Genomic DNA, 15,531 nt, shown 5'->3' with positions numbered 1-15,531 from the left:
TCCACCTCTTCGCACAGGAGTGGCGACACCCGATGACCAACGACGACAAGCTGCTCTCCTACCTCAAGCGGGTCTCCGCCGACCTGGCCCAGACCCGGCAGCGGCTGCGCGAGGTGGAGACCCAGGACCGGGAACCCATCGCCATCGTCGGGATGAGCTGCCGCTTCCCCGGCGGCGTCACCACCCCGGAGGAGTTCTGGCGGCTCGTCCACGACGGCACCGACGCCATCGGCGACTTCCCCGCCGACCGCGGCTGGGACGTCGACGCGCTCTACGACCCCGACCCGGACGCCACCGGCAAGAGCTACGTCCGGCGCGGCGGCTTCCTGGCCGACGCGGCCGGGTTCGAACCGGACTTCTTCGGCATCAGCCCCCGCGAGGCGGTCACCATGGACCCCCAGCAGCGGCTGCTCCTTGAGGTGTCGTGGGAGGCACTGGAACGCGCCCGGATCGCCCCCGGCTCGGTGCACGGCGCCCGGGTCGGGGTGTTCGCGGGCACCAACGGCCAGGACTACAAGGACCTGCTGGCCCGGATGCCGCAGGACACCGAGGCCGCCCTCGGCACCGGCGTGCTGGCCGCCGTCATCTCCGGGCGCGTCTCCTACACCCTCGGCCTGGAGGGCCCGGCGGTCACCGTCGACACCGCCTGCTCCTCGGCGCTCGTCGCCGTGCACCTGGCCGTGCAGGCGCTGCGCGAGAAGGAGTGCGGCCTCGCCCTCGCGGGCGGCGCCACCGTGATGTCCACCCCGGGCAACTTCATCGCGTTCTCCCGGCAGCGCGGCCTCGCCCCGGACGGTCGCTGCAAGTCCTTCGCGGACGCCGCCGACGGCACCGGCTGGAGCGAGGGCGCCGGCATGCTGCTGCTGGAACGGCTGTCCGACGCCCGCCGCAACGGCCACGAGGTGCTGGCCGTCGTGCGCGGCTCCGCCGTCAACCAGGACGGCGCCTCCAACGGCCTCACCGCCCCCAACGGCCCCTCTCAGCAGCGCGTCATCCGGGCCGCGCTCGCCTCCGCGCGCCTCGGCCCCGCCGACGTGGACCTGCTGGAGGCGCACGGCACCGGCACCACCCTCGGCGACCCCATCGAGGCGCAGGCCCTGCTCGCCACCTACGGACAGGACCGGGCCCCCGAGACCCCGCTGTGGCTGGGCTCGGTCAAGTCGAACATCGGGCACACGCAGGCCGCCGCCGGGGTCGCCGGCATCATCAAGGCCGTCATGGCGATCCGGCACCGCGTCCTGCCGGGGACCCTGCACGCCGAGACGCCGTCCGGCAAGGTCGACTGGGACCAGGGCCAGGTCCGGCTGCTCACCGGGAACCGGCCCTGGACCGACCCCGGCCGCCCGCGCCGGGCCGCCGTCTCCTCCTTCGGCGCCAGCGGCACCAACGCCCACACCATCCTGGAGGAGGCCCCCGCCGAGACGGCGGCGACGGAGGCGGACGCACCGGCCGAGCCCGCACCGCGTACGGCGCCCCCGCTGCTGCCGTGGGTGGTGTCCGGCCGGACCGAGCGCGCCGTACGCGAGCAGGCCGCCCGCCTCCTGGCCGCCGTCGGCGCACCGGGCATGCCAGATGTGGCAGGCCCGCTGGACGCGGCGGACCCGCGAGGCGTCGCAGACCCCGTGGACGTGGCGTACTCCCTCGCCGCCACCCGCACCGCCCAGCCCTACCGGGTCGTGGCCCTCGGCGCCGACCGCGACGCGCTCCTCGCGGCCCTCACCCGGATCGCCGAGGGCGGCCAGGGTGCCGCCGCCGGCCGGGTCCACAAGGGCCGGACCGCGTTCCTGTTCACCGGGCAGGGCGCCCAGCGCGCCGGCATGGGCCGCGAACTGCACGCCCGCTTCCCGGTGTTCGCCCGTGTCTTCGACGAGATCTGCGCCCGCACCGGCGACGCCGAGCTGCGCGACCTCGTCCTCGGCGACGACCCCGCCCCGCTGCACCGCACCGCCCGCACCCAGACCGCGCTGTTCGCCTACGAGGTCGCCCTGTACCGGCTGGTGGAGTCCTGGGGTGTGCTCCCCGACCACCTCGCCGGGCACTCCGTCGGCGAGATAGCCGCCGCCCATGTCGCGGGCGTCCTCGATCTGAAGGACGCGGTCACGCTGGTCACCGCGCGCGGCCGGCTGATGGGGGCGCTGCCCGAGGGCGGCGCCATGATCGCCGTACGCGCCACCGAGGACGAGGTACGGCCGCTGCTCACCGGGCGGGTCGGCATCGCCGCCGTCAACGGACCCGACTCCGTGGTGATCTCCGGCGACGCCGACGAGGCCGAGGCGATCGCCGCCCGCTTCGACAAGAGCCGCCGGCTGAAGGTCTCGCACGCTTTCCACTCCCCGCTCATGGAACCGATGCTGGACGGCTTCCGCGCGGTCGTGGCGGGGCTCACCTTCCACCGGGCGACCCTCCCGCTGGTCTCCAACCTCACCGGCACCCCCGCGGGCCCGGACCTCGCCACCCCGGAGTACTGGGTACGGCACGTACGCGAGGCGGTCCGCTTCCACGACGGGATCCGCGCGCTCGCCGCCGAGGGCGTCACCCGCTACCTGGAGATCGGCCCGGACGCGGTGCTGACCGCCATGGCCCGCGAGTGCCTGGCCGCCGACGGCACCGACGCCGTCCTCGCCGCCGCCGGCCGCCGGGAACGGGACGAGACCGAGACCCTGCTGACCGCCCTCGGCCGGCTCTGGACGGCCGGCGCGAGCGTGGACTGGCCGGCGCTGTTCACCGGCGCCCGCACCGTCGACCTGCCGACCACCGCCTTCCAGCGCGAGCGGTTCTGGCCCGAGACGTCCGCACCGGTCGGCGACGTGGGCTCCGCCGGCCTCGACCCCGCCGACCACCCGCTGCTGGGCGCGGCCACCGTGCTCGCCGGCTCCGACGGGGCCGTGCTCACCGGCCGGCTCGCGGTCCGCACCCACCCCTGGCTCGCCGACCACGTCGTCGGCGGCGCGGTCGTCGTCCCCGGCACCGCCCTGGTCGAACTCGCCGTACGCGCCGGGGACCAGGTCGGCTGCGGCCGGCTGGAGGAACTGGCCCTGGAGGTGCCGCTGGTGCTCCCGGCGGACGACGGCACGCGCGTCCAGGTCGCCGTCGGGGCACCCGACCCGGCCGGCGCCCGCACCGTGCACGTCTACGCCCGCGCCGAGTCGCTGCCCGCCGACGCCCCCTGGACCCGGCACGCCTCCGGCCTCCTCACCGCCGCCACCGACACCCCGGGCACCCGCCTGGACGTCTGGCCCCCCGAGGACGCCGAACCCCTCGACACCACGGGCCTGTACGAGCGGCACGCCGCCGCCGGCCTGGAGTACGGGCCCGCCTTCCAGGCGCTCACGGCCGCCTGGCACCGCGACGGGGAACTCTTCGCCGAGGTACGGCTGCCCGAGCGGTCCGCCGCCGACGCGCCCCGCTTCGGCCTGCACCCGGCCGCCTTCGACGCCGCCCTGCACGCCCTCGCCCTGCTCGGTGACGGCTCGGCCGACGACACCGCCCGGCTGCCGTTCCTGTTCGCGGGCGTCACCCTGCACGCCGTCGGCGCCGCCGTGCTGCGTGCCCGGCTGGTGCCCGACGGGGAGCACGCCTTCGCCGTCGACCTCGCCGACGCGACCGGCGCCCCCGTCGCCACGGTCGCCCGGCTCGCCGCCCGCCCGTTGACGAACCTGCGCGCCGCCCGCGACACCACCGCCGACGCCCTCTTCGTCCTCGACTGGGCGCCGCTGCTCCTCGACTCCGACGCCCCCGCGGCCGAGTACCGGGTGCTGCACAGCGCCCCGGGCGCCGACGCCGACGCCGTCCGCGCCGCCCTGCACACCGCGCTCGCCGCCCTCCAGGACGCCGACCCGCGCCCGCTGGCCGTCGTCACCCGGGGCGCGGTGAGCGTCGCCGGGGAGGACGTGCCCGACCTGGCCGGTGCCGCCGTCCGGGGGCTGGTGCGCTCCGCCCAATCGGAGAACCCGGACCGGTTCGTCCTGCTCGACCTGGAACCCGGCGCGGACGCCGACGCCGTCCTGCCCGCCGTCCTCGCCTCCGGCGAACCGCAGACCGCGCTGCGGGCGGGCACCGCGTACGCGGCCCGCCTCGTGCGCGCCGAGGTCCCGTCCGACACAACTGGCTTGACTCTCGACCCCGAGGGCTCCGTGCTGCTCACGGGTGCCACCGGCGGGCTCGGCCCGGTCCTCGCCCGGCACCTGGTCATCGCGCACGGCGTCCGGCACCTCGCGCTGCTCAGCCGCTCGGGCCGCGCGGACGAGCTGATCGCCGAACTGGCCGCCCTCGGCGCCACGGCGACCGCCCACGCCTGCGACGTGGCCGACCGCGCCGCCCTCGCCGCCGTCCTGGCCGGCCTCCCGGACGGCCACCCGCCGACCGCCGTCGTCCACGCGGCCGGTGTCCTGGACGACGGCGTGGTCTCCTCGCTCACCCCCGGGCGACTGGACACCGTCCTCGCCCCGAAGGCACTGGGCGCCCTGCACCTGCACGAACTCGTCGGCGACGACGTGCCGTTGGTGCTGTTCTCGTCCGTCGCCGGCACCGTCGGCGCACCGGGCCAGGGCAACTACGCCGCCGCCAACGCCCTGTTGGACGCCCTCGCCGTCCACCGGCGGGCCCAGGGCGCGCCCGCGCTGTCCCTGGCCTGGGGTCCCTGGGCGCCGGCCGGGGGCATGACCAGCTCGCTGGCGGAAGCCGACCGCGCCCGGATGGCACGCGGCGGCATGACCGCCCTGGCGGCCGAGGACGGCACCGCCCTGTTCGACCTGGCCGTGCGCGCCGGACGTCCGGCGCTGGTGCCGGTGCGGCTGAACCTGCCCGCGCTGCGCGCACAGGGCCCGGATCTCGCCCCCGTGTTCCGGGCGCTCGCGGGCCGGCCGGTGCGCCGGGAGGCCGCCGCCGAGGGCGCCGGCGGCGGGTTCACCGAGCGGATGGCCGTACTCGGGGAGGAGGAGCGCGCCGAGGCGCTGCTGCACACGGTCCGCGCCCATGTCGCCGCCGTCCTCGGGCACACCGACCCGGTCGGCGTGGAGACCGACCGGGCCTTCAAGGACCTCGGGTTCGACTCCCTCGCCGCGATCGAGCTGCGCAACTCCCTCTCCGCCGAGCTGGGGCAGCGGCTGTCCGCCACTCTCGTCTTCGACCACCCTTCGCCCGAGGCGCTCGCCGCCCACCTCGGCACCCTCGTCGGTGGAGCCCGTACCGGCGCCCGGCGGGGTGCCCGGCGCGGCGGGACGGCGCGCGCGGACGAGCCGCTGGCCATCGTCGGCATGGCCTGCCGCTACCCCGGTGACGTGCGCGGCCCCGACGACCTGTGGCGGCTGGTCGCCGACGGCACCGACGCGATCTCCGCCTTCCCGGCGAACCGGGGCTGGGACGTGGACCGCCTGGTCGACCCCACCCGGCAGCGCCCCGACACCTCCTACGTCGGCGAGGGCGGATTCCTGCACGACGCGGGCGAGTTCGACGCCCCCTTCTTCGGCATCAGCCCCAAGGAGGCCCTGGTCATGGACCCCCAGCAGCGACTGCTGCTGGAGGCGTCCTGGCAGGCGCTGGAGCACGCCGGCATCGACCCGCTGAGCCTCAAGGGCAGCCGTACCGGAGTGTTCGCCGGGGTGCAGTACCACGACTACTTCGGCAGCTTCGGCTCCGGCAGCATCATCTCCGGCCGCGTCGCCTACACCCTCGGCCTGGAAGGGCCCTCCCTCTCCGTCGACACCGCCTGCTCCTCCTCACTGGTCGCGCTGCACCTGGCCGCGCAGTCGCTGCGGCAGGGCGAGTCCGGCCTCGCGCTGGTCGGGGGCGTGGCCGTGATGGCGACCCCGGAGACGTTCGTCGAGTTCAGCAGGCAGGGCGCGCTCGCCCCCGACGCCCGTACCCGCGCCTTCGCCGACGCGGCGGGCGGCACGGTGTGGGGCGAGGGCGTCGGCGTGCTGGTCGTGGAGCGGCTGTCCGACGCCCGCCGCAACGGGCACGAGGTGCTGGCCGTCGTGCGCGGCTCCGCCGTCAACCAGGACGGCGCCTCCAACGGCCTGACCGCCCCCAACGGACCCTCGCAGGAACGGGTCATCCTCGCGGCGCTGGAGAACGCCCGCCTGACCACCGCCGACGTCGACGTGGTCGAGGCGCACGGCACCGGTACGACCCTGGGCGACCCGATCGAGGCGGGGGCCCTGCTCGCGACCTACGGCCAGGACCGCGAGGCGCCCCTGTGGCTCGGGTCGGTCAAGTCCAACATCGGGCACACGCAGGCCGCCGCGGGTGTCGCCGGTGTCATCAAGATGGTGCAGGCCATGCGGCACGGCGTACTGCCCAGGACCCTGCACGTGGACCAGCCCTCCACCAAGGTCGACTGGGCGGCCGGCAACGTCCGGCTGCTGACCGAGCGGCGGGAGTGGCCGCAGCCGGGCCGGCCGCGCCGGGCCGGTGTCTCCTCGTTCGGGATCTCCGGCACCAACGCGCACGTCATCCTCGAACAGGCCCCGCCCGCCCCGGCCGAGCCCGCGCCCGCCGAGCCCGCGCCCGCCGAGCCCGCGCCCACCCAGCCCGCGCCCACCGCACCCGAGGGCCTCGCCGTGCCCTGGCTGCTCAGCGCCAGGACACCCGCCGCGCTCGCCGGAGGGGCCGCCGCACTCCTCGCCCACCTCGACACCCACCCCGGACTCGACCCCTCCGGCATCGGCTGGACCCTGGCCACCACCCGCGCCCGCTTCACCCACCGCGCCGCGCTCACCGGCACCGACACCGCCGAACTGCGGGGCGCGCTGGCCGCGTTGGCCGACGGCGGCACCGCCCGCGGTCTCGTCCAGGGCAGCGCCACCGGCCGCGCCCGGCCCGTGTTCGTCTTCCCCGGCCAGGGCTCCCAGTGGTCCGGCATGGCCACCCGGCTCAGCGCCGAGTCCCCGGTGTTCGCCGCCCGGATGGCGGAGTGCGCCGCCGCCCTCGGCCCGCACACCGACTGGGACTTCGACGCCGAACTGCGCGGCGAACTGGACCGCGTGGACGTCGTACAGCCTCTCCTCTGGGCCGTGATGGTGTCCCTGGCGCACACCTGGAGCAGCCACGGCGTCACCCCGGCCGCCGTCATCGGCCACTCGCAGGGTGAGATCGCCGCCGCCTGCGCGGTCGGCGCCCTCACGCTGGCGGACGGGGCCCGGGTCGTCGCCCTGCGTTCGCGGGCCATCGCCGAACACCTGTCCGGCTCGGGCGGCATGATGTCCGTCGGGGAGGGCGCCGACGCCGTCCGCGCCCGGATCGCCGCGTGGGACGGGCGGATCTCCGTCGCCGCCGTCAACGGCGCCGCCTTCACCGTGGTGTCCGGCGACCCCGACGCCCTGGACGAACTCCTCGCCCTGCTCCGGGAGGAGAAGGTCCGTGCCAAGCGCCTCCCGGTGGACTACGCCTCCCACAGCGCGCACGTCGAGACCCTGCGCGAGCGGCTGGCCGACGACCTCGCCGGCATCGCACCGCGCGCCGCGCAGGTGCCGTTCTACTCGACCGTCACCGGCGCCCCCGTCGACACCACGGAACTGGACGCCGGGTACTGGTACACCAACCTGCGCGGCACCGTCCTGTTCGAGCAGGCGGTACGCGCCGCCATCGGCGACGGACACCGGCTGTTCATCGAGTCCAGCCCGCACCCCGTACTGACCGTCGGCATCCAGGAGACCGACGACGCCGTGGCCGCCGTGGGCTCGCTGCGCCGCGACGAGGGCGGCCGGGACCGGCTGCTCGGCGCCCTCGGCGAGGCCTTCACGCACGGCGCCGCCGTCGACTGGACCGCCGTCGCCGAGGGCCGCCGCCCGCGCCGGGTCCCGCTGCCCGGCTACGCCTTCCAGCGGGAGTGGTACTGGCTCGACAGCACCGCGAACGGCGCCGACGTCACCTCCGCCGGACTCGCCCCCACCGACCACGCCCTGCTCGGCGCCGCGATGGTCCGCGCCGACCGCGAGGGCGCCGTCCTCACCGGCCGCCTCTCCCCGGGCACCCAGCCCTGGCTGGCGGACCACCGGGTCGGCGGCCGGCTGCTGTTCCCCGGCACCGGGCACCTGGAACTCGCGCTGCGCGCCGGCGACCAGGTCGGCTGCGGCGACCTCGCCGAACTCACCCTGCACGCCCCGCTGGTGCTGCCCGAGCACGGCGCCGTCCAGCTCCAGGTGGTCGTCGGCGAACCCGAGGGCGACACCCGCCCGGTGACCATCTGGTCGCGCCCCGAGCACCCCGACGAGGACCTGCCCTGGACCCGGCACGCCGACGGCCTCCTCGCCCCGACCGGCACCCTGCCCGGCACCCCCGAACCCCTCACCGCCTGGCCACCGAGGGGCGCCGAACCCGTACCCCTGGACGGCCTGTACGACGAACTCGCCGCCCTCGGCCTCGGCTACGGCCCCCTCTTCCAGGGCCTGCGCACCGCCTGGCGCACCCCGGACGCCCTGTACGCGGAGGTCGCCACCGACGCCGCCCCCGACGGCTTCGGACTGCACCCGGCGCTCGCGGACGCCGCCCTGCACACCGTCGGCCTCACCGACGCCGCCGGGGACACGGCGCTGCTGCCGTTCGCCTGGTCCGGGGTCCGGCTGCACGCCACCGGCGCGACCGCGCTGCGCGTCCGCGTCCGGCCCACCGGCGAGGGCACCGTCTCCCTGACGCTCGCCGATCCCGCCGGCGCCCCCGTCGCCACGGTCGACGCGCTCACCCTGCGTCCGCTGCGCACCGAGGCCCTGGCCGGCGCGGCCCGCTCGGCCCGCGCCGGCGCCCTGTACGCGGTGGCCTGGCAGCCGGCACCGGCCACCTCGGCACCCGTCCCCGCCCTGGAAGTTCTCCACGCCCCGGCCGGGACGAGCGCCGCCGAGACCCGCGCGGCCGTGGCGGCGGTCCTGGACGGCCTGCGCACCCGGCTCGCCGACGAGCGCCTCGCGGACACCACCCTCGTCGTCGTCACCGGCACCGACCCGGCCGGCGCGGCGGCCGGCGGCCTGGTCCGCTCGGCCCAGTCGGAGAACCCGGACCGCGTCGTGCTGGTCGAGGCGGGGCAGGAGCCGGACCCGGCGCGGCTGGCCGAGGCCGTGGCCACGGGCGAACCCCAGCTGGCCCTCCGCGACGGCGCGTTGCTGGTGCCGCGCCTGACCCGCGTCACCGACGACACCCCCGCCGACGGCAGCCTGGGCACGGGCACCGTCCTCCTCACCGGAGCCACCGGCGCCCTCGGCGGCATCCTCGCCCGGCACCTGGTCGCCGAACGGGGCGTACGACACCTGCTGCTGCTCAGCCGCGGCGGCGCCACCGGCGAGCTGGCGGCCGAACTCACCGCGCTGGGCGCCGAGGTGACGAGCGCGGCCTGCGACGTCGCCGACCGGGACGCGCTCGCCGCCGTGCTGGACGCCGTACCGGCCGACCGGCCGCTGACCGCCGTGATCCACGCGGCCGGCGTCCTCGCCGACGGCACGCTCACCTCCCTCACCCCCGAACGGCTCGACACCGTGTTCCGGCCCAAGGTGGACGCCGCCTGGCACCTGCACGAACTCACCGCCCACCTGGACCTGTCGGCGTTCGTGCTGTTCTCCTCGTCCGCCGCCACCCTCGGCTCGCCCGGCCAGGCCAATTACGCCGCCGCCAACGCCTATCTCGACGCCCTCGCCGCCCACCGCCGGGCCCTCGGCCTGCCCGGGCACTCCCTGGCCTGGGGCCTGTGGGCCGAGGCGGGCGGCATGACCGGCGCCCTGGACGACACCGACCTCACCCGGATCGCGCGCGGCGGTGTCGCCCCGCTGGCCACCGAGGAGGGCGTCGCCCTGTTCGACGCCGCCCTGCGAGGGGAGGCGCCCGCCGTGCTGCCGATGAAGCTGGAGCAGGCCGCGCTGCGCGCCCAGGGCGAGCACCTGGCCCCGCTGTTCCGGACCCTCGTGCCGGTGCGCCGGACCGCGGGCGGGCAGGGCCCGGCCGGGGGCGCGGACGCGCTGCGGGAACGGCTGGCCGGGCTGGTGGCGGGGGAGCGCGAGCCGTTCCTCACCGACCTGGTGCGGAGCCATGTCGCGACCATCCTCGGCTACCGCTCCGCCGAGGACGTCGGCCGCACCCTGGCCTTCCGGGAACTCGGCTTCGACTCGCTCGCGGCCGTGGAACTGCGCAACCGGCTCTCCGCCGCCACCGGCCTGCGGCTGCCCGCCACCCTCGTCTTCGACCGCCCCACCCCCGCCGAATTCGCCCGCCACCTGCTCGGCGAGCTGACCGGCACCCTCGCCGACGCCACCGCCCGCACCGCCCCCCGGGGCGCCGCGGCGGACGAGCCGATCGCCGTCGTCGGCATGGCCTGCCGCTTCCCCGGCGGCATCGCCTCCCCGGAGGACCTGTGGCGGCTGGTCGCCGAAGGCCGGGACGCCGTAGGGGAGTTCCCCAGCGACCGCGGCTGGGACGTCGAGACCCTGTACGACCCCACCCTCGACCGCCCCGGCACCAGCTACACCCGCCACGGCGCCTTCCTGCACGACGCCGCCGACTTCGACCCCGCCTTCTTCGCCATGGACGACGAGGAGGCCGACGTCACCGACCCGCAGCAGCGGCTGCTGCTGGAGACCTCCTGGGAGGCCCTGGAACGCGCCTCCATCGACCCGGTCACCCTGCGCGGCTCCGACACCGGCGTCTTCGCGGGCGTCATGTACCACGACTACTTCGGCAGCTTCGGCTCCGGCAGCGTCGTCTCCGGCCGGGTCGCCTACACCCTCGGCCTGGAGGGGCCCACCCTCTCCGTCGACACCGCCTGCTCCTCCTCGCTGGTCGCGCTGCACCTGGCCGCGCAGGCGCTGCGGCAGGGCGACTGCTCGCTGGCGCTGGCCGGCGGCGTGACCGTCATGGCGACACCGGGCACCTTCGTCGAGTTCAGCCGGCACCGGGGCCTGTCCCGGGACGGCCGCTGCAAGCCGTTCGCGGACGCCGCCGACGGCACCGGCTTCGGCGAGGGCGCCGGCGTCCTGCTGCTGGAACGGCTCTCCGACGCCCGCCGCAACGGCCGGAAGATCCTCGCCGTGCTGCGCGGCACCGCCGTCAACCAGGACGGCGCCTCCAACGGCATCAGCGCCCCCAGCGGCCCCGCCCAGCAGCGCGTCATCCGCCGCGCCCTGGAAGCGGCCGGCGTCAAAGCCGCCGACGTCGACGCGGTCGAGGCGCACGGCACCGGCACCACCCTCGGCGACCCCATCGAGGCCCAGGCGCTCATCGCCACCTACGGCGCCGAGCACACCGCGGAACAGCCGCTGTGGCTCGGCTCGGTCAAGTCCAACCTGGGCCACACCCAGGCCGCCGCCGGCGTCGCCGGGGTCATCAAGATGGTCGAGGCCCTGCGCCACGAGACCCTCCCGGCCAGCCTCGGCATCGACCGGCCCTCCCGGCACGTGGCGTGGGAGGGGAGCAACGTGCGGCTGCTCACCGAGTCCCGGCCCTGGCCCGACACCGGCCGGCCGCGCCGCGCGGGCGTCTCCTCCTTCGGCATCTCCGGCACCAACGCCCATGTCGTCATCGAGGCCGCCCCCGCCGAGGAGCCCGCCCCGCGGCCACCCGCGCCCCCCGTGGACACCGTGCCGTGGCTGCTGTCCGGGCACACCCCGGACGCCCTGCGCGCTCAGGCGGCCCGGCTGCTGGACCACCTGTCCGGCACCGGCGACCTGGACCCGCACCGCCTCGCCGGCGCGCTCGCCCACGCCCGTACCCGGCTCGGACACCGTGCCGCCGTCGTCGGCCGCACGTACGACGACCTCGTCGCGGGCGTCCGGGCCGTCGCCCAGGGCCGCGGAGCCGGTGTCGCCGGCACCGCGACCGACGGCCGGCTCGCGTTCCTCTTCTCCGGCCAGGGCTCCCAACTGCCCGGCATGGGCACCCGGCTCGCGGCCGGCTTCCCCGTCTTCGCCACCGCCTTCGAGGAGGTCCGCGCCCACCTGGACCCGCAGCTCGACCGGCCGCTCGCCGACGTCCTGGACTCCGCCGAGCTGCTGGAGCGCACCGCGTACACCCAGCCCGCGCTGTTCGCCGTCGAGGTCGCCCTGTACCGGCTCCTGGAGTCCTTCGGTGTCCGGCCCGACCTGCTCGCCGGGCACTCCGTCGGCGAGTTCGCCGCCGCCCATGTCGCCGGCGTACTGGACCTGAAGGACGCCTGCACGCTGGTCGCCGCCCGGGGCCGGCTGATGGGCGCGCTGCCCGAGGGCGGCGCGATGATCGCCGTGGCGGCCACCGAGGACGAGGTCGCCCCGCTGCTGGGCGACGGTGTCGGCATCGCCGCCGTCAACGGGCCCCGGTCCGTCGTGCTCTCCGGGCCCGCCGGACCGGTCCGCGCCCTCGCCGCCCGCTTCGCGCGCACCAGGGAGCTGGCCGTCAGCCACGCCTTCCACTCGACACTGATGGAACCCATGCTGGCCGAGTTCCGGGAGATCGCCGCGTCCCTGTCGTACGGCACCCTGCGCGTCCCGCTGGTGTCCACCCTCACCGGCGCCCCGGCCGCCCCCGACGAGCTGTCCACGCCCGAGTACTGGGTACGGCACGCCCGCGAGGCCGTCCGGTTCGCCGACGCCGTCACCGCCCTGCACACCGCCGGCGTCCGGCACTTCGCGGAGGTCGGCCCCGGCAGCGCGCTGACGGCTGCCGCCCGCGAGTGCCTGCCGGAGGGTACGGCCGTCGTACCGCTGCTGCGCAAGGACCGCGAGGAGACCGAGGCCCTGGTCACCGGGCTCGCCACCCTGCACATGCACGGTACCGGCGTCGACTGGACGCCCCTGCTGCCCCACCGCGACGGCTCCACTCTGCCCACCTACGCCTTCCAGCGCGGCCGGCACTGGATGACCGGCGACCTCGCCCTGCCGCGCCCGGCCGCCGGGCACCCGCTGCTCGGCACCGCCGTCGAACTCGCGGGCGCCGACAGCACCTTGTTCACCGGACACCTCTCCCTCGCCGAGCACCCGTGGCTGGCCGACCACAGCGTGGGCGGGGTGCCGCTGCTGCCGGGCACCGCCTTCCTGGAGATGGCCCTCGCCGCCGGGGCACGCGTGGACTGCGCCGCGGTGGACGAACTGACCGTCACCGAACCGCTGGTCCTCCCCGAGGACGGCGCCGTGCGCGTGCAGTGCGCGGTCGGCGAACCCGACCCGAGCGGCGCCCGCGCCTTCCGCGTGCACGCCGCGCGGGCCGACGGCGACCCCTGGACCACCCACGCCACCGGCACCCTGCGGCCCGCCGGCCCCGCACCGGCCCACGACCTCACCGCCTGGCCGCCGCCCGGCGCCGAACCGGCCGACCTGGACGGCTTCTACGACCGGCTCGCGGAACTCGGCGCCGAGTACGGCCCCCGCTTCCAGGGGCTGCGCGCGGCCTGGCGGCGCGGTGACGAGGTCTACGCCGAAGTGACCGTCCCCACGCGGGACGCCGCCTTCGGCCTGCACCCGGCGCTGCTCGACGCCGCCCTGCACGCCATCGGGCTGCGCGCGGGGGCCGAGGAGCGCATGCGGCTGCCCTTCGCCTGGGCCGGAGTCGAGCTGCTCACGCGGGGTGCGAGCGCCCTCCGGGTGCGGATCGCCCCGGCCGGCACCGGCGCCGTGCGCCTCGACGCCGCCGACGAGACCGGGCGGCCGGTTGTCCGGGTGGCCGCCCTGTCGCTGCGCGAGGTGGACCCGGGGCGGATCGCCGCTGCCGCCGCGGGCGGGCACGACGACCTGTTCACCCTGGACTGGGTGCCGGTCCCGGTGCCCGAGGCGCCGCAGGCCGGGCGATGGACCGTACTCCACGACACCGGGCGGGAGTTGGCCGGCGCGCTGGCCGGCCAGGTGGCCGAGGTGACCGTCGCGGGCGACCTCGCGCAGGCCGCCGGACAGGCGCCGGACACCCTGGTCGTCGTGCACACCGGCGGCGAGGGCGCGGAACTGGTCCGGGCCGGGCTGCGGAGGCTGCTCGCGACCGTGCGGGACTGGCTGGCCGACGCCCGGTTCGCGGACAGCACCCTGGTGCTGGTCACCCGGGGCGCGACCGGGCCCGCCCCCGAGGACGTCACCGACCCCGGTGCCGCCGCCGCGTGGGGCCTGATCCGCTCCGCCCAGTCCGAGCACCCCGGGCGGCTCGTCCTCGCCGACCTGGACGGCACGGACGCCGCACGCCGGCTGCTGCCCGCCGCCGTCGCCTCCGGTGAACCCCAACTGGCCCTGCGCGAGGGCACGGTGCGCGTGCCCCGGCTGGTGCGGGCGCCGCGCCTGCCCGAGCCCGCGGCCCCGGCCGACTTCTCCGGCGGGGTCCTGGTCACCGGCGGTACCGGCGCCCTGGGCCGGATCGTCGCGCGGCACCTGGTCACCGCGTACGGCGCCGAGCGGCTGGTGCTGCTCAGCCGAGGCGGACCGGGGGCGCCCGGTGCGGACGGCCTGCGCGAGGAGCTGACCGCGCTCGGCGCCGAGGTGACCCTGGCCGCCTGCGACGCCGCCGACCGGGCCGCCCTCGCCCGCGTCCTGGACGAGCACCCGGTCTCCGCGATCGTGCACACCGCCGGTGTCCTCGCCGACGCCGTACTCACCTCGCTCACGCCCGAACGGCTGGACGCGGTGCTGCGGCCCAAGCTGGACGCCGCCTGGAACCTGCACGAACTCACCCTCGACCGGCCCCTGTCGGCCTTCGTGCTGTTCTCCTCGGCCGCCGGCCTGCTCGGCGGCCCCGGCCAGTCCGGGTACGCCGCCGGCAACACCTTCCTCGACGCCCTCGCCTCACACCGGCGCTCGCTCGGCCTGCCCGCCGTCTCCCTCGCCTGGGGCGCCTGGACGGGCGGCGGCGGCATGGCCGACCGGCTCGGCGACACCGACTCCCGCCGGATGGCGTCCGGCGGCGTCCTGCCGCTCCAACCGGCCGAGGGGCTGGCCCTGTTCGACACCGCCGTGACCCGGGACGAGCCCGTCCTGCTGCCGGCCCGCCTCGACCTCGCCCCGCGCGAGGCGACCCGTACGGCACCGCTGCTGCGGTCACTGGTCCGCGTGCCGCGCCGGTCCGGGTCCGGAGCGTCGGCCGCCGTGTCGGCCCTGCGCCGCGAACTGGCCGCCCTCGCACCCGGGGAGCGCGCCGAACGGCTGCTGGCCGTCGTCCGTGAGGAGGCCCGGTCGGTGCTAGGCGTCGAGGACTTCGAGGACGAACTGCCCTTCAAGGACCTCGGCTTCGACTCCCTGACCGCCGTCGAGTTCCGCAACCGGCTCAACGAGGCCACCGGACTCAGGCTCACCGCCACCCTCGTCTTCGACCATCCCACGCCCGCCGTGCTCGCCGGCCACCTCGCCACCGAACTGGCCCCGCGCACCCCGGACTCCGGGCCCGGTGAGGACGACACGGTACGGGCCGCGCTCGCCGCCATTCCGGTGGCGCGGCTGCGCGAGGCCGGCCTGCTGGACAGCCTGCTCGAACTCGCCGGTGCGCGGCCCGCGTCGGACCCGGCGGACGGCTCCGGGGCCGGCGGCGCGTCGCTCGACGCCATGGACGCCGAGGACCTGATCAGCCGGGCGTTCGACGACCTCGTGGGCGACGACGACGCCCTCTGAACCG

1 protein-coding gene is annotated in these 15,531 nt (G+C 76.9%); it reads left to right on the top strand.

What is annotated here, in order from left to right; translation table 11 throughout:
• The first annotated feature begins 32 nt into the window (after positions 1 to 32).
• Complete coding sequence (locus tag NX794_RS17945; RefSeq protein ID WP_258779561.1) at positions 33 to 15,527, top strand: type I polyketide synthase; 15,495 nt, start codon at positions 33 to 35, stop codon at positions 15,525 to 15,527.
• Positions 15,528 to 15,531: the final 4 nt, after the last annotated feature.

Source organism: Streptomyces pyxinicus (assembly GCF_024753135.1).
Taxonomy (GTDB): Bacteria; Actinomycetota; Actinomycetes; order Streptomycetales; family Streptomycetaceae; genus Streptomyces; species Streptomyces pyxinicus.
The sequence above is the reverse complement of the archived record's forward strand: the minus strand, read 5'-3'. Positions and strand labels throughout refer to the sequence as shown.

Bases quoted from the DNA above. Each gene is read 5' to 3' on its own strand.
- NX794_RS17945 (WP_258779561.1), top strand. From the start codon at position 33: ATGACCAACGACGACAAGCTGCTCTCCTACCTCAAGCGGGTCTCCGCC.